Consider the following 16,741-nt stretch of genomic DNA (forward strand, 5'->3'; position numbering starts at 1 on the left):
AACCGCGCGATGACGGGGTCTTCGGCGCCGCCGGCCTCGATCGGTGGGAGGGCGGTGCTGGTCCGGCGTCGTAAACGGTGTAGTTCGTGCCCACGGCGGGAACTCCCGGGTCGGTTGCGGATGGCGGCGGGGTTTCGGGTGTGTCGTCTGCGGGTCGGGTCGAGCATTTTGGTGTGATTGACCACTCACAAGCCGTGCGTGGAGCGGGTGGCCGGATGCGGCAGGTAAGTGTGAGCTGCGGCGATACGGGGCCTCCGGGACTTGGAGGCTCTGGCCGCGCGCAGGGTGCCGATCTTGGGTGAACGGCAGACATTCAACGATGGCCTGCGTGTGAGTAGCTAATCACTCACTGACTCTCCGGTCAAGGGAGGAACCGCTCGCCAGCGTCGATCGCCAGGCATCAGGGATTGACGAGATGTCGTGTGAGTGATTGAGTACTCACATGAACATGGAACGTCAGAGGCAACTCTCCACCGCCGACGAGCGCCGCGAGACGGTGCTGCGCACGGCGATCGGGGCGTTCGCGGCGCGAGGTTACTACGGCACGACGACCACGGAGGTGGCCAAGGCCGCCGGAATCTCGCAGGCGTACGTGTTCCGGCTCTTCCCGAACAAGGAGAGTCTGTTCGTGGCGGTCGTCGAGTACTGCTTCGTCCGGGTACGGCAGAGTCTGGAGCGTGGTGCCGCCGTCGCGACGGACAGTTCGGCGGAGGCGGTGTTGTCCGCGATGGCGGACGCCTACGCTCTCTTGATCCGGGACAACGACCTGATCCTCGTACAGCTTCATGCGCAGGCCGCAGCCGCGTCCGAGCCGGCTGTCCGGGAGGCCGTGCGCGCCGGATACGCGCGACTCGTGGAATACGTGCGTGGCGCGTCCGGTGGCAAGGACGCGGAGGTCCAGCGGTTCTTCGCGACGGGAATGCTCTGCCACCTGGTGTCCGCGATCGGCGCCGACGAGGTCGACGCGCCGTGGACGCGGACGTTGATGACCGGCGTACGGCACTACTGAACGGGCGCGCTCAGGCACGGTTCGTCACACCCCGCGCGCGGTCCGGTGGTCGGCTTGGCCTCGGAGTCGGTGGTTCTCCGCCCCATTGAGTGAGTGATCAGCCACTCAGCTTTGGGCGCCGTTGGTGTCGTACGTGCTCCCGTGCGGTTCCCGCAACGGCCCGATATGCCACGGCGTGGTTGTTGCTCCTCGGGACGCACTTACCGGGGCGTTAAGGATGATTGATCAACCACACATGGACGGAGTTCTCATGCGAGACGACGATCGCTGTTCCGAACCCGCCGCTTCCGCGACGAAGGCGCGCGCGGTAGGTCCCGGGGTGATTCTCGGTGTCCTGGCCTGCGCGCAATTCGTCGTGGTGCTCAGTACCTCCATCGTCAACGTGGCGCTGCCGCAGGTGCGCGACGGTGTCGGGCTGTCGGGGTCCGGGATGGCCTGGGTGATCAATGCGTACGGACTGGCCTTCGGTGCGCTGCTGCTACCGGGGGCAGGGCGGCCGACCTGGTGGGGCGCCGTCGCCTGTTGCTGGGCGGGCTCTCGGTGTTCGCGGCCGCCGCGCTGGTCGCGGCCCTGTCGACCAGCGGATGGCAACTGATCACGGCCCGTGCGGTGCAGGGCGTCGGCGCGGCCGCGATCGCTCCGGCGGCGTTGTCCCTCGTCATGCAGGTCTTCCCCCGGGGCCGGGCCGGGGCAGGGCTCTGGGGTGTGGGGCGCGGTGTCGGGGGCGGGTGGCGCCGCGGGGGTGCTGCTCGGCGGCGTCCTCACCGAAGAGCTCGGCTGGCGCAGTGTGTTCTTCGCGAGCGCTTTCACCGCCGCCGCCGTGCTGGCGGCCTCGGGCCGGCTGGTCCGCGTCGGCGAGGCGACGGGACCGCGGCCGAGTCCGCGCGGCCTGGATCCGTTCGGGACGCTGACCGTCACCCTGGGCCTCGTGGCGCTCGTGTACGCCCTGACCGCAGCCGGGCGTTCGGGCTGGACCGACCCGTGGGTCCTGGCCTCGATGGCGACGGCTCTGGTGCTGCTGGCACTGTTCGCGGTCATCGAACACGGCCACCCCGCACCGCTGTTGGCGCCTCGGCTGCTCGCGGCGGGCAGCGTGGCGCCGGCCAATGCGGTGATGGCGTTGCTGGGCGCGGTGTGGGTGGGACTGTTCTTCTTCCTGCCGCTCTACCAGCAGCAGGTGCTCGGTGAGAGTGCGTTGACGGCGGGCGCCACCCAACTCCCGCTCGCCATCGCGAACATCGCGGGTGCCTCGGCGGCGCCGCGACTGGCGCGTCGATGGGGGCCCTGGAACACGCTCGCGGTCGGTATGGCCGTGCTCACGGCAGGCTTCCTGTGGTTGTCACGAGTCTCCGCCGACGGCGGTTTCCTCCGCGATGTACTCGGCCCGACGGTGTTGATCGGGCTCGGCCTGGGAGTTGCGTTCGTACAACTGACCGCGGCGGCGGTCGCCGGCGTCACGGCCGCGGACGCCGGGCTGGCCGGGGGGCTGGTCAACACCACCCGGCAGATCGGCGGCGCGCTCGGCCTCGCCGTTCTGGGCACCCTCGCCGCGTCCCGCACCGACTCGTTCCTTCCCGGGACGTCTCGCGCGGTGGCCCTGACCGAGGGCTATCGGACCGCCTTCCTGGTCTCGGCGGCGATCACCGCCGTGGGCACGCTGTTGGTCCCACTCCTGGCTGCCCGCAGCCGGGGCGGATCCCAGCCGACGAACGGGGCGGCCGGCGGCAGTGCCGAACCGGGCGTCGAACCACAGCCCGCCGCCCCGGACGGCCCCCGCAGCACCCATGTCACGACGCCCCCGGGACGGGAGACCGCCACGTGAGCCGTGACGGAATCGGCGAAAACCCCGGTGGAGGAGGGAAGTCGGAGTCCGGCCGATTTCCCTGCGACGCGGGCACCGACAGTTTCGGACACGACCCCCGGGCCCTCGCGGGACCATCGCGCATCCGAGGCCCCACCCGCCGAGGACAGGCACCGCAACCCGCCCACCACGATCAACACGCCGAAGCCGATATCTCGAAGCCCGAAGTCGAAGCCCGAGAGGACCCACGATGAACAAGCCCTACCTGACCGGTCACTACACCCCGGTCACCGACGAGGTCACCGCCACTTCCCTGGTGGTCGAAGGCACCCTCCCGGCCGAGTTGACCGGTCGGCTGCTGCGCGCGAGTCACAACCCCAAGCCGGGCGTTGTCCCGACACACTGGTTCAAGGGCAGCGGCATGGTGCACGGCATCCGGCTGCGGGACGGGAACGCCGAGTGGTACCGCAACCGCTGGGTGCGCACTCCGGCCCTGGACGGCGCGCCCTACATCACGGAGCAGGGCCCGGACTTCAGGGTCAGCACCGCCGGCACCCACGTCATCGAACACGGCGGGCGGTTGCTCGCGCTGTGCGAGTCCGCGCTGCCCTACGAACTGACGCCCGAGCTCGACACGATCGGCGCGTACGACTTCGGCGGTCGGCTCCACTCCTCCATGACCGCGCACCCGAAGGAAAATCCGGTCACCGGCGAACTGCACTTCTTCGCGTCGTCGCCATTCCCGCCGTTCCTCACCCACCATGTCGTCGGCGCGGACGGCGCTCTGGTGCAGAGCCAGGAAATCCCGGGCGCGTCGGCCGCGCTCAAGCACGACTTCGCGATCACCGAGCACCACGTCGTCTTCCTCGAGGGGTCGGTCACCTTCGACCCGACCGAGCACTCCGGCATCCCGTACGCCTGGAGCGATGCCCAGCGGTGCCGCATCGGGGTCCTGCCGCAGGGCGACGGCGGCGCGGCGGAAGTGCGCTGGTTCGACATCGAGGCCGGCTTCGGCATGCACTTCGCCAACGCCTACGAGGACGTTCTCGGCCGGATCGTCATCGAAGGCGTCACGGTCGACCGTGACGGCTGGCAGCGCTCGTGGAACTGGTGGGTGGGCGCACCCGGTCGCGGGGCGGAGCCGGTCGCCGGTTCCACAGGCCGCCGTTGGGTGGTCGATCCCGGCGCCGGAACCGCACGGGAGGAGCGGACCGACGACCTGAACGTCGAATTCCCCACCATCAACGAGACTCGCCTCGGCCGTGTCCATCGCTACCAGTACGCCCTCGCCTTCCCCGACGATCAGGGCATCGGCAACCACACCCTGGTGAAGTACGACCGCGCCACCGGGGAGCGCTGGTTGCGCCCCGTCGGGGTCGGCCAACTCCCCAGCGAGGCGGTCTTCGTCGGCGCCGCCGACGCGGTGGACGAGGACCACGGCTACCTCCTGACCGTCGTCAGCGACCTCATTTCCGACGAATCGCGACTCCTGGTCCTCGACGCGCGCGACCTGACCGCGACCCCGGTCGCCACCGTGCACCTGCCGCGCCGGGTCCCGGCCATGATCCACGGATCCTGGATCCCCGACCCGAATTGACGTGCGTCCCGCGTCGGTCGACGCCCCGTCGGGAAGGTCCGGCGGGGCCGGAGACTCGACCCGTCCGTCCGGCGACATGGTCGGCTCGCCGAACACGGCCCGCGCACAGGCGTCGCCCTCCCGCCGACCGCACGGCCCGACTCACGTCAGCGGGCGGCCGCTATCCCGCGACGAGGGGCGTGGCCGGGGCGAGTGTCCCCTCGGGCCGGAGGCTGGGCGGCATGATCCGACGCGATGCCCGCCGCGGCTTCGGCAGTGCCGGCGGCCGAGGCGCGGTCACGGCGCCCTGCTCGAGTCGGCGGATGTGATGGTTCGCGGTGGCGCGGCTGCCGTGGAAACCTCGGCCCTGGACCTCGCGGAAGAGGAGGCCGGCGTTGCGGTATCCCTGGGCGAACCGCTCGTGGAGGTACGGCTTGAAGTCGTCCGGCAGTGTCCGGCGCTGCGGGACTGAGGGACCTCGCGGTTTTCGGACAGGACTGTGACTGTCGATTCATGCGGCGAGTCGCAACCCTTCGAACTCGCTGTGTACCTCGCCTGGAGGGCGGTATCCCACCCGCTGTCGACACCGCCCGCGATCTCTCCTGGGGCGGGCTGCGAGATCCGGGTGACCGGAACGCGGCGATGCGCACCTTCCGCGGCGGGCATACCGAGACCTGGTGGGCCGCCGACGCGACGTCGGGATGGTGGGGCCGGACGCCACGACCCGACTGGTGGCGGCGACCGCCGACCCGGCGACGTTGCCCACGAAGGTCACCCGGCGCCTCGCCACGAACCCGCCCCGCCCGGGCGGGGCACGCGAGGGCGAAGCCCCGCCGCCGATCTGACAGAGATCGTTCGCACCCACGGGATCCGTCATTGGATCGAGCAGAGCTACAAGCAGGTGAAGGACGAAGTCGGGTGAGCCGACTTCCGAGCCCCCTCCGAGACGGCTATTCGCCGGCATCGGACCTGGTGAACCACGCGCCCTCGTTCTGTTGCGACGCCCGGGTCACCGAACAGGAATTGACGAACGCTCCGGGATCGCAGCCCCGCAACGACACCGGCAAGGGGGACCCGAAACCGTGCCGCCGCCCCCACCCCCGTCCTGGCCCCGGGCGATCCGAGACGTCCGCACCTGGAACACCGCCTGAATAGCGCTGCAACGCTATTCAGTAGTGCTTTGTCAGGTTGGTATTGGTTTTGGTCTTCGAAATCGGCGTTGGCGGGGCAGTGCCCGGTGGCAGGTGGGGCAGGTTCCGGTCCAACGGCCGAGGAGGTCCTGGAGGGTGTCGAGGACCTTGTAGAGCGTCAGGCCGGTGTGAGGGCTTTTGGGTCGGTCCGGTGGAGGGTGAGGAAGGCGTGGCGGCTGTGACCAGGGTGACGTGGTGGTGCCATCCGCGCCATGTCCGGCCCTCGTAGTGGTCCAACCCGAGGCCGTGTTTCAGCTCGCGGTAGTCGTGCTCGACGCGCCATCGCATCTGCGCGAGTCGGACCGACTCCGCGATGGGTGTGTCCGGGGGCAGGTTCGTCAGCCAGTGGTCGGTCGGCTCCTCGGCGTCGTCCGGCCACTCGGTGAGCAGGGTGAACACGGGCAGCACGCCGCCCCAGGCGATGTCGGCGTCCCCGGCGACGGCCCGGGCGAGCCCCACCGGGACCTTTCCCGCCGGTCGCACCGCGGTCGTGGCGAACCGCGAGCGCATCGCGCCGCGCGAGCCCTGCCGCCACCCGACCTCGACGAACGCCTCCCGCCCCGCGGCCACCGCGTGCTCCACCAGGGAACGGGCACGGTCCCGATACCGGGGCAGCGGGCGCCGTCCCAGGCCCGAGTACGCGATCGTCGACGGGACGGCGTCGCCGGTGTGGGCGATCTCGTCGCCGCGCACGGCGACCACGAAGTCGAGTCCACGCGCCCCGAGTTCGTGTCGATGCTCGCCGATTCGTCCGTAGCCGGCATCGGCGACGATCACCGGCGGAACCGGTCCCCGCCCGATCAGGGTGTCGATCGCGTCCAGGGCCGGGCGCCACTTCTCGACGTGCCGGACATCCTCCGGAACCCCGGCCCGACTGCGTCGCTTTGGGCCCTGCGCCCACTCCTCGGGCAGGAACAGTCGCCACTGCAACGGACACGACATCGCGTCCGTCGCCGCGTGGACACTCACCCCACCCGGCAGTTCGCCCGTTTGCCCAACGCTCCGCAATATTGCCGGGCGGCCCCGACCGACGCCCTCCCGCACTCGGGGAACGACGTGTCGTCCACCACCCACACCCGCGGATCGATCGCCGCACACATCCGCTCCGCGACCCGCCGCAACACCCGTTGGTAATCCCACGGCGAGTCCGCCACGAACTGCTGCAACGCCTGCGCGGTGCCGTCCGGCAACCGCTCCGCCATCGGCACGATCGACTTCCGCCGACCGTCCACCATCAACCCACGCACATGACAATCGCCCTGGCGTCGCTGATCCACCCTCGACAGCGACCCGAACACATCCCACCCGGCGGTTTCGCCGACGGCCGGGCCGCCCCCTGTGATTCATGGTGTCGCCGGGGTCGGGCACCGGGTGCGGTCGGCGGTGGGTTCGAGGCGGAGGTCGACCAGCGCGCGAGATCGACGGCATCGGCGCGGTTCTCGAGCCAGGTGGTTTCTTGGAGAGCGTGTGCAGTGCCCCGCTGGAGCGACTGCCCGATGGTCCGACCGCGCCGACCTACCGGCGTCCGGCAGGCGATCTCGACCGGTGGTGGGCACATGCCCGGCGCACGAAGGAGTGAATGTTCGGGCGAGTCCGCCTCCCACCCGGGCCCGTGGTCCCTAACGTCGCCTTCGTCTTGTTCGACCGCAGGAAACCGAGGCAACCATGGCCACCGATCACGTGATCGTTCACGGCGAGCGCGGCTGCAAGGGCAAGAACCAGATCCTGGAGCCCGGCGCCTACGACACGAGCGCCCTGGACGACGACGACTTCATCAGCTCGGTCACCATCCCGAAGGGGTGGACGGTGACGTGACGCTGTACGAGGACGCCAAGTTCGCCGGCCGCAGCAGGACTCTCACCGACACGGGTGACGTCGGCGACGACTTCGACAACATCACCTCCTCCCTGACCGTCTCCAGCCCCGACAAGGAGACGATCGTCAAGATCGGCGACACCCACAAGGACGGCAAGGGCAGCCCGATCACCATCGAGCAGAACGACATCGACGTCGACGCCAAGATCCTCCTCAAGCTGACCCAGAAGTTCCCCCCGAGGTACGAACAGGTCATGGTCCTCAGCTTCACCATGACGCCCGACCTGCCCGAGTAGGCGGCCCGGACCGCTCTTACGAGCCCTGGCGGTCCTGCCACCCGGACTCCGGGCACACCGCCGTCGAGGAACAGTTCGATGTGTCTCGGGCGGGCAGGTGTCTCGATACGGTCCCGTGTTCGGGGTATTGCGCGGCGAGTCAGCGGAATCGTTGGGCGTCTCGCCGCAGGGTCGGGACGATGAGTGCCGGGCAACTCGTGGGACAGGCGCCTTCCTTCGTCCCGTGGGGCCGCTTCCATGTGTGCGGCCTCGTGTTGCCCGGCAGGAGCCCGGAACCGATCGTCGGGTCGCGCGCCCGCGTCGTCCACGACCCGTCTCGGCCTCGAGGCGGTCAGGCGCCGGTGTTGGTGCGGTTGCCGTGGTCGTCGCAGGGGAGTCGGCCGTCGGGGTTGTCGTTGAGGAAGTCGCGGTGGGCCTGGCCTTCGATCTCGGCGATGGCGGTGGGCTTGACGTCGATGATGCCGCCGAAGGGGCGGTCGACGTCGCGGATGATGCACAGGGCTGTGGTCAGCAGCGCGGTGATGACGCACAGGACGATCACCTGGGCGGTGTTGTTGCGGCGGGGCAGGCAGATGCCCAGGGCGATGACGGTGACGGTGAGGGTGGCGAGGAGGAACCACAGGACGGCACTCGGGATGCTGGCGGATGCCTGGGTGAGGCGTTCGTCGCGTTCCTCGGAGCGTTTGTTGTCGGCGGAGACGAGCATGCCGAAGACGGGCTGGCCCTGGAGTTGGGCGAACGTCGCCCGGAAGTCGGCCGACCAGACGCTGGGGGCCTTGGAGCCGTGGCCGTCGCCCATGGCGGCCCATTCCCGGTGGCGCACCGCGCGGGCGTAGCAGACGGCGTCGGCCTGGATGCGGTCGCGTTGGGCGGGTGGGGCGTAGTCGGCGGTCTCGACGAGTTGGTCCAGGGCGCGGGCCTCGCCGCGGGTGGCGACCTCGGCCTTGCCGTACGAGCCGTTCGCGGTGACCAGGACGAACGCGAGCAGCAGCACCGTGAGGGTGAGCAGCGGGCCGACGAGGTCCTTGACGGCCATTCCCGTCCCGTCGTCCTCCTTGAGCAGGCGCGGGCGCAGGAAGCGGTTGGCGGCCAAGCCGACCAGCAGGGCACACACGGCGACGACGATGACCAGGAGCACGGGCGACACCTTCGGACGGGCGGCGGGCCCTGCCGGGCAGGACGCGAGGGGACATTCGGATCGTCGCCGCCCCGTGGCGGGAAAGCCCGTGACCGGGCGGTTGGTGTACGCGGGGCGGGTGTACACGTTGCTCCGACCGCAGCAGTCCGACCGGGACGGATGCCCCTGGGCGGCACCAGCCGAACGCGACGCGGCGCGGGGCAGTCGCGGGCACTCTTGGGTTGTTTCGCCGGGGCTGCAAAGTGCGGTTCAGGCGGCGCGAACCCGCCGCGGTTCGCCGGACAGGGCCTGGCGCCGTGGCCGGACGGTGCGGCCTGGCTGACCACCCGGAGCCGGAGTTGGCAGCCGCCGTACCGATCTTCCGTGTCGATACGCGTCTGGACGTAGCGGAGTTGTCCACGGGGCTGCCCTTGTCCGACCGCGGGAGGGCGTTCCCGCACTGGGCGCGGTCGCCGTCCGAGAAGTAGTCGACGTAGATCGTCCCCCGGACAGGACTCGACATGGAGAACGTGAGATCGCATCCCCCAGGCCGGCTGTCGGTGTCGATCCGGACCGTGGGACCGAAGGCCCGGGACATCCTTCGGATCGGCATCCGATGGGTGCCCTGATTTCCGCACTGGGTGGCGCCGGCGCCGGGAGCGGCCTTGAAGGTGTAGGTGACGTCCCAGCCCGAAAGGTGATCGTCCGCGGAAGTGGTCGGCTTCGGGGGCAGCGATGCGTTGGTGCCGGCCTCGGAGAGCGAGCAGCAGGATCCACCGACGACGTGGACCGTACCGCGTCCCGGACACAGGCACAGGCACAGGCACAGGCAACTCCACGACAGGACAACCCACTTGCGTCAGGCACCCGTCCGTCGACGGTCACCCACACACATCCACATCCCGACCGGCACAGCGCCGGCTTCTCCTCGACACAGACCACATCCGATATGGGCGTTGTGTGCAGACTCATGTGCGGAAATCGTCGAGGGCGGTCACAATCGAGCGTCTGGGCGAACGCCCGCGAACGGGAGGGGCGTACTGGTGACAACCTCGACGATGCAGGCCAACGAGACGACCGTGCCGATGATGCCTTGCGTGGCGGTGGAGGAGACGGCCGAGTTCTTTCAGGTGCTCGGTTTCCGGGTCACCTACAAACAGACCAAGCCCTACGTCTATCTCTCGCTCGAATGGAGCGGTTTGGAACTGCACTTTCGCAAGCCGCCCAAGGGTCTGGACCCGGCCGAGGAGAACAGCGGCGGGTGCCTGGTCTGGGTCGACGCCGTGGCGCCTTACCACGACGCTTTCACGCGGGCCCTGCGCGCGGCCTATGGCAAGGTTCCGCTGACCGGTCGACCGCGCATCACCCGCTTCCGGCCGGGGGCGAGTCGTTTCACGCTGATCGATCCTTCCGGCAACCAGATCGCGTTCGTCCAGCGCGACGAGCCGAAGGAACTGGAGTACGGCGGTTCGCGACAACTCCGAGGGTTGGCCCGGGTTCTCGACAACGCGCGCATCTACCGCGACTTCAAGCACGACGATCGTGCGGCATTGCGGATCGTCGAAGTCGGCCTGCGCAAACACGGCGCGACCGCAACGGACTTCGAACGGGCGCTGGCCTTGGCGACACTCGTCGACCTGGCGAACGTCATCGACGAACGCGCGGGAATCAAGGGTGGATCACCGAGCTGAGCGCGATTCGACTCACCGCGGACGAGCGACGGCGGGTCGAGGACGGCCTGGCCAACGCCGCTGACCTGCGACTGCCGCCCACCGAGGACGACCGAGACCCGAAATTCTGAGCCTGGCACGGCGACACCGATCAAGGCCGGACGGCGGCCCACACGCAGAACGCCTCGCCCGGACGCCACCGGCGATGCGCACGCCCTCGACGACCGTCAGGGCGTCCGCTCCCGGATGAGCAGCAGGGTGTGCGGGGCGGGCGAGGCAGCCGGCGGACGCGGTGACGTCGGTGTCCGGCTCGGCCGGGCCGGGTCAGCCGGCCCTATTCACCGAACCTGAAGAGCGGGTGGTGGTGCCGTGGTGGATGGGGAAGCGGAAGCTCATGTCGTTGCCTGGGCACCGACAAAGCCGTGGGGGGCCTAGACGGCTGCGCGGCGCAGGCTCATCTCCTGGTCGCGCAGGTGCCGATGGCCATGGAGATCATGTGGTCGTCGGCGACGCCGGCCCCGCCGATGGTCTTGCTGCGGCTACGGGCGGACTCTTGGCGGTGGCGCTTCTCCGACGGGTACTCGGCGGCGCGAAGCGAAACCGTCTCGGGGGTCTACGCCGAACGAACGGTTCCAGCGCCTATTCCGGCGTATGTACATGTGCCCGATATTTAAGGGCAATCGAGGGATTGCTACGAATTCTGATAAGGGACACACCTTGCGACGACGACCCACGAAGTTCGAGACCGGATCGTATACGGGCCGGGTTCGGTCGGGATGGGCGCATGCGCATCCCGGCCACTGAACTGCGCAGGCTTCTCGCTCCCATCGTGTCCGGGACGGGCCGCGTTCCCGGGGCGACTCCCGCCAGGGGGCCGGCCCGGTTGACCGTGGGGATCTGCACCTACGACGACTTCGACGGCGCGTGGTTCACCATCGCCTCGCTGCTGCTCCACCACGGCGAGGTGATGCCGGTGACCGAGATTCTGCTGATCGACAACAACCCGGAGGGAGCGGCGGCGGGCGTCCTGAAGTCGCTGGAGGCCGGTGTGCCGAACCTGCGTTACGTCCCGGTGACCACGGTGCGTTCCACGGCCGTCAAGCACATGGTGTTCCCGCTCGCCGCGGGCGAGATCGTCGTCGTCCTGGACAGCCACGTGCTGTTGGTCGCCGGTGCCCTGCGGGCGGTGCTCGACTACTTCGACCGGCGTCCGGGCTGCCGCGACCTGGTGCAGGGGCCGCTGCTGCACGACGATGCGGTGACCGTGTGCGGCACGCACTTGACACCCGTGTGGTCCGACGGGATGCACGGCCAGTGGGCGGTGGACGACCGGGCGAAGGACCCGGCGGCCGGGGAGTTCGACATCCCGATGCAGGGCACGGGGGTATTCGCCTGCCGTCGTGACGCCTGGCCCGGCTTGAGTACCCGCTTCCGGGGCTTCGGATGCGAAGAGGGCTATCTGCACGAGAAGATCCGCCGCAACGGCGGGCGCACCGTGTGCCTGCCCGCACTGCGCTGGCTGCATCGCTTCGAGCGCCCCTCCGGTGTCCCCTACCGTCTCGCCTGGGAGGACCACCTGCGCAACTACCTCATCGCGTGGAGCGAACTCGGCTGGGATACGGGTCCGGTCCTGCGGCACTTCGGCGAACACATGGCACCGGAGTCCGTCCGGTCCGTCCACGACGCCGTGGGCGTCGAACTCGCACACCCGGCGGCCCTTTTCGACGGCGCGCTCTACCCGGTGGAGCTTGGTCGGGGCCGGCCGGCGCCCACTGCCGAATCTCCGGAGCCGGGCACGAGCGCGCGCCCACCCGTGCCCTGCGGCGTCGCCGTGGCCGCGGTTGCCCACGGCGACCCCCAGGTCGCCGAGCTGCTGACGCACCGTCGGCTTTTGATCCATGCCCATCTCCACGGCTGGGACAGCGTCCTGGTTGCGGACAGCCTCCGGACCCTGTCCGCCTGTACGCACGAGAGATTGCGGTGCGAGCACGCGCCGCATCCCGACCTGGCCGTCCACGTCCCGGAGGTGAACCGCCGGGGCAACGGTGGGACTACGGGGATGATCGTCGCCTACCGGCGCGCCGCCTATCGGTCGGTCCTGGCCGAGCTGCCTGCGGGCCCGCGGACCGCGAGGCGTTGGCTCGACCGGAACGGACCCGTGCCCGCGTGGCTCGCATCCAAGGCGGCCGAGGCCGCCGGTGGCTTGTGAACGCGACCCTCGCCGGTCGTGCCCCCGTACGGGGAACACGTCCCTGTCATCCGCATCGGACCGGATGACGAGCCCACCGAGTGCCACGACTCACGAGATCATTTCACTTTGTCATTGGCATCGGTGATCTCATAGAAGGTCTTGCCGTGTCCCCCGGAGATGTACCAGGTGGATGGTCCCGCACCGCCGGTTGGTTCCCCTTGGTAGATGCGTTCTCCGGCTCTCCCGCCGTCGGTGGTGGTTGTGAGGTCATACGACGTATATGTATAACCCTGGGGAAGGTATCCTTCGCTGTTGTAATACGTGTGTGGGTTTCTCCCCGCTTTTTTCAACTGGTCCTGAGTGGAGTGCTTGGCTTCGAAAATTGCCGTCTCGACTTCATGCCAACCGAAGTTGTTCCCGATGCATTCATTGAGCTTCTTCTTGCCCGGGGGTTTTTTTGTCGTGGTGGGCTTTTTGGTGGTCGTCGGCTTCTTGGTTGTGGTGGGCTTTTTGGTAGTCGTCGGCTTTTTGGTCGTGGTGGGCTTTTTGGTAGTCGTCGGCTTTTTGGTGGTCGTTGGCTTCTTGGTTGTGGGTTTTTTGGTCGTCGGCAGTGGCATTGGTGTGTTTCCTTCGGGTGCGTGGGCAGTGTGACTCGCCGCGGGCCGGGTGAACTGCGGATGGGGTCTCGGCAGGGCGCGTACGGTGGCGGATCTTCCTCGCCGTCGGCCCCGGTTCGTTGGTCGCGGTGGCAGTCGCCGACCGCGCCTCCTGCTCGGACTCGACGGGGCCGTCGACGCCGGCGAGTGCCTCGCTCGTCCGCAGTGACAATGCGGGGCGCGCTTGTGCGGTTCGAGGAGGAGATTCAAGGCCGCGTGGAAGCCGATCCGGATCTCCTACGCAATGGTGCGGACGTGTCGGGGCTGCCGGCCGGGCCGTGACCCGGCCGGCGAGGGGTGTATTCGGAACGGGTCCGGGTGCAGGCGGCCGGCGCCGTCTCGGGGTCGGAGCGGAACCATCTGTCACACGGGCCGGCTCTACCCGCCCGCACGTACGCCGAACGGGAAGTAGGCGAGCAACTTGTGGTCCTTGTCCTTCAGCCTGACTTCCCCGTTGCAGTAGTAGTCGACGTCGACTTCCTGGGTGATGGTCAACGTGGTGGGCAGCTTCGCCCACTGCAGGACCTCGTTGATGGGGGCGCACCACCACCAGTGGCCTTTGTGCTTTTCGTTGAAATAGCCGATCAGGTCTCCGCTGACGGTCGCATGGAACGTGAACCTCGCCTTTAGGGTTCCGCGGCTTGCGGAGAGTTCGGCGACGACCGACTGGTGCGGTTGCAGGGTGACAGTGACCCCGCTCTGCGATCCGACGGTGATGTCCTTGGTCTCCGTCTTGCTGTGTCCCCACTCGTGGGAGTAGGTCAACTGTGTCGACCCTCCGCCTCCGGTTCCGAGGAATTCGACCTGGTAATTGAAGGTCTGGCCGACGTCGACCCTGTTGCTCTGGGTCCAGGTGTCGCTCACGCTGCAGGTCACACTGTCCTGGACGGACGCGTTGAAGTCGCCGGCTTTGGACGAATCGTTGGTAAAGGTCTGCTCCTTCACGATGACCGGCTTCGTGTCGATGCCGATGATCTCGGACTTGGCCAGGATCAGCGTCGTGCTGGGAACGGTCCAGCCAAAGGTCTTGTAATGTTCGTCGCGCCAGTAGACGTGGTCGGGTTTACCTTCGAGGATCTTCCCGAATCCCTCCTTGATGGCCGACCCGGTGAGCTTGAAGGAATTGGCCTCCTTGTCGGTGACGTGGTGGATCTCCTTCCCGCTTCCGAAGGCCTTGCAGTGCTCCTTGCGCTTGGCTGCGGCAACGTGCAAATGGAACGCCATGCGATGCTCCGTTCATGATTTCGCCGATCTCCCGCCGGTGATCTCCGCCGGCGGCCGGCCCCGGGTTCGTCCGAATGATTCGACCGGTCCGGACCGATCGAATCCCAGTCCTGGAAGCTGGACCCGTCGTTCGCGTCACCCACGCCAGGACGGCCCGCAATCCCCGTCCACGTGACCGTCATCCGATTGTGCGTCCGCCCTCGCGTGCACTCCGCGATTCACGATGTCCCGGTAGCAGGTGAGCCGCACCTCGATACAACCAAATGGACGGTTTCGATAACGAGGGTCTCGCGTCGCACTCACCGCCACCGCACCACGCCGAGCGTGCCCGGTGTCCACCGGTGATTCACCGCAGGAACCGCCCGGGGTGGCCGCGGGGGGACCGGGGTGGGCGCCCCCTCGGGCCTCCGCGCGCGGGTGGGCTTCGGCGCGATGAAAATCCCACCAATGGGTTAGTTGGACAGGTCGTGGGAGCCGTTCCCGGGCCAAGCTGAGGCGAAAACCCGACGCGGTCGCACATCCCGGTCGCCTCGGATCCTCCGGTCGGCACGGATGCCTGAGCCACACCCGGCCCCGGGCCGCCGCATCCCCTACGGAGCAGCCATGAACGCCTCCTCCGCCCCCCGTTCCGCCCCCGCCCGCCTCGGGCCCCGCCATGGGTCGTGGCGCATACGCACGGCTCTCGCCGTCTCCGCCGCCCTGGCCTACGTTCCCGTCGCCGCCGTCCCCGCGCACGCCTTCGGCCCCGACACCCATACGGACATCACCACACGGGCCCTACCCGGCTTCCAGAAACTCTCCCTCGCCGCGATGGCCGCGCACAAAATCGACAACACCCACTGGGGCGCCATCCAAACCAACGACCACATCCACGCCGAGCAGACCCGCTACCACTGCGACGACGCGGACTATCTGGCCACAGGCTCCTATCCGCGCACCAGGCAACAGGCCACCGACGAACTCCTCGCCTGCGTCCAGACCGCCATCGTGGGGTTCGACAAGGCGGTGGCCGCCGCCGACCGACTCGTCGACGCCGGAGGGCACATCAAGGCCGCAGAGGTCGCCCTCGGCCATCCCTGCACATACGACGACCGCCGCGGCCGCGCCAAGTGCGAGGTCTTCGAACACCTCGGACACGCCTGGCACGTCGTCGAGGACTTCTACGCCCACAGCAACTGGAGCGACCAGGCCGACCCGAAGCACGGCATCGGCCTGGGCAACCCGCCCGGGCTGCAACAAAGGAAACCCGCGCCCTTCTTCACCCTGCGTACCTACAGCCACCAATCCACGGCCGCGTGGAAGAAGGACGCGGCCAAGACCGTGGACCCGAGGCTGACCACCGGCTGTGTCCCCGGCGAGTACGAGCACGACGGGAAGAAGGCCGACTGCAAGGGCCGCATCAACCACTACGACTCCGCCGGCCAGAAAGGCCTCAGCAAGGAAAGCTCGCGGGGTAACATCGGCGACAACGCCAACCAGGCCGTCAAGGTCGCGGTCGCCGACATCGAACGCCAGTGGCAGGACTTCCGGGACGAACTCCTCGCCAAATACCCCGGACGCGGCAAGAAGATGATCTGCGCCCTCACCCACGACACACCCACCGACTCCACCTGCGGATAGCCGCCCCGGACGGTCCGCCCGGGGATCCGGCGGCCCGGCCTTCCGGGCCGCCGTCCGGGCGTCCGCGCGGTGACCAACCGTACGCCGCCGCGTCGAGCAGCCTGCTTCTTCGACCGGGAGGGCCACTCCGCGGAAGTGCCGGTCCGGCGATGACCATGGCGCCGGCGTCGGCCCGGGGCCGGAACACCGTGAGGTCCCAGCGCGGGGCGTCCTCGGGATGTCGGCGGGAAGCGGGCGGTCGTACGGTCGAGGCATGAACGCGGACGACGGCCTCCGGCTCACTCCCTCGGGGATCCGGCTCGCGGGCCGGTACACCTCGGTGCTCGACCTCGCCTCGGACTGCGCTCCCCGCCGATGCCGACCGGTCGAGTTCGTGCCGGGACCGTCGCGCCGGGCGGAAAGCGGTGGGGCCCGCGGTGTCGACGGTGGTCGAGGCGTTGTCGTGCACGAACCGGGCCTCGCCCTGAACGAGTTCGAGAACCGGCGCGAACGACGTGCTGTTCGCGACGGTCACCGCCATGTCTGCCGACGATCGACGCGACGCGGCAAAAACACCGCGCTCGACACGTCGGCCGA

12 protein-coding genes and 2 pseudogenes are annotated in these 16,741 nt (G+C 68.8%); 10 read left to right on the plus strand and 4 right to left on the minus strand.

Going from position 1 to position 16,741, the window contains the following annotated elements; translation table 11 throughout:
- Nucleotides 1-442: 442 nt before the first annotated feature.
- The 5 genes and pseudogenes from B4N89_RS36035 to B4N89_RS50880 all read left to right on the plus strand — a co-directional run bounded on the left by B4N89_RS36035 (nt 443) and on the right by B4N89_RS50880 (nt 5,231).
- Complete coding sequence (locus B4N89_RS36035) at nt 443-1,009, plus strand: TetR/AcrR family transcriptional regulator (protein WP_201261091.1); 567 nt, start codon at nt 443-445, stop codon at nt 1,007-1,009.
- 540 nt (nt 1,010-1,549) lie between these two features.
- A pseudogene (locus tag B4N89_RS52780) lies at nt 1,550-1,621 on the plus strand (hypothetical protein); the annotation flags it as partial.
- Nucleotides 1,614-2,831, plus strand: a complete 1,218-nt coding sequence (locus tag B4N89_RS36040) for an MFS transporter (RefSeq protein ID WP_268812568.1) — start codon at nt 1,614-1,616, stop codon at nt 2,829-2,831. The pseudogene B4N89_RS52780 and the gene B4N89_RS36040, both read left to right, overlap by 8 nt.
- 229 nt (nt 2,832-3,060) lie before the next feature.
- The gene (locus tag B4N89_RS36045; protein ID WP_078980800.1) at nt 3,061-4,407 is read left to right on the plus strand and encodes a carotenoid oxygenase family protein; all 1,347 of its coding nucleotides are present in this window, start codon (nt 3,061-3,063) and stop codon (nt 4,405-4,407) included.
- A gap of 656 nt (nt 4,408-5,063) precedes the next feature.
- Nucleotides 5,064-5,231, plus strand: a complete 168-nt coding sequence (locus B4N89_RS50880) for a hypothetical protein (RefSeq protein ID WP_201261092.1) — start codon at nt 5,064-5,066, stop codon at nt 5,229-5,231.
- 463 nt (nt 5,232-5,694) lie between these two features.
- On the opposite strand, the pseudogene B4N89_RS36050 reads toward B4N89_RS50880, so the two are convergent.
- A pseudogene (locus B4N89_RS36050) lies at nt 5,695-6,919 on the minus strand (IS701 family transposase).
- Nucleotides 6,920-7,241: 322 nt separating this feature from the next.
- On the opposite strand from B4N89_RS36050, the gene B4N89_RS50210 reads away from it, so the two are divergent.
- Entirely contained in the window at nt 7,242-7,391 is a 150-nt protein-coding gene (locus B4N89_RS50210; RefSeq protein ID WP_161500936.1) for a hypothetical protein, read from the plus strand.
- Entirely contained in the window at nt 7,376-7,687 is a 312-nt protein-coding gene (locus B4N89_RS36055) for a hypothetical protein (protein WP_078980801.1), read from the plus strand. Before B4N89_RS50210 ends, B4N89_RS36055 begins: the two co-directional genes overlap by 16 nt.
- 331 nt (nt 7,688-8,018) lie before the next feature.
- Here the strand turns inward: B4N89_RS36055 and B4N89_RS36060 are convergent, their stop codons facing one another.
- Entirely contained in the window at nt 8,019-8,825 is an 807-nt protein-coding gene (locus tag B4N89_RS36060; protein ID WP_078981526.1) for a DUF4239 domain-containing protein, read from the minus strand.
- A gap of 1,037 nt (nt 8,826-9,862) precedes the next feature.
- On the opposite strand from B4N89_RS36060, the gene B4N89_RS36065 reads away from it, so the two are divergent.
- Complete coding sequence (locus B4N89_RS36065) at nt 9,863-10,495, plus strand: glyoxalase (RefSeq protein WP_235619135.1); 633 nt, start codon at nt 9,863-9,865, stop codon at nt 10,493-10,495.
- Between the two features lie 763 nt (nt 10,496-11,258).
- The gene (locus B4N89_RS36070) at nt 11,259-12,683 is read left to right on the plus strand and encodes a glycosyltransferase family A protein (RefSeq protein ID WP_101897460.1); all 1,425 of its coding nucleotides are present in this window, start codon (nt 11,259-11,261) and stop codon (nt 12,681-12,683) included.
- A gap of 98 nt (nt 12,684-12,781) precedes the next feature.
- Here B4N89_RS36070 and B4N89_RS50885 read toward each other — a convergent pair whose 3' ends face one another.
- Together B4N89_RS50885 and B4N89_RS36080 are read right to left on the minus strand one after the other, a co-directional pair.
- Nucleotides 12,782-13,282 (minus strand): hypothetical protein, encoded by a 501-nt coding sequence (locus tag B4N89_RS50885; RefSeq protein ID WP_078980803.1) that lies wholly within the window; start codon nt 13,280-13,282, stop codon nt 12,782-12,784.
- Between the two features lie 417 nt (nt 13,283-13,699).
- Nucleotides 13,700-14,545, minus strand: coding sequence for an ETX/MTX2 family pore-forming toxin (locus B4N89_RS36080; RefSeq protein WP_078980804.1), 846 nt, complete (start codon nt 14,543-14,545; stop codon nt 13,700-13,702).
- A 603-nt stretch (nt 14,546-15,148) separates the two neighbouring features.
- Between B4N89_RS36080 and B4N89_RS36085 the strand changes: the two genes are divergently transcribed.
- Nucleotides 15,149-16,165: a hypothetical protein gene (locus B4N89_RS36085; protein WP_078980805.1), complete on the plus strand. Its 1,017-nt coding sequence runs from the start codon at nt 15,149-15,151 to the stop codon at nt 16,163-16,165.
- Nucleotides 16,166-16,741 lie beyond the last annotated feature (576 nt).

The sequence above is a fragment of the Embleya scabrispora genome (assembly GCF_002024165.1).
Classification (GTDB): domain Bacteria; phylum Actinomycetota; class Actinomycetes; order Streptomycetales; family Streptomycetaceae; genus Embleya; species Embleya scabrispora_A.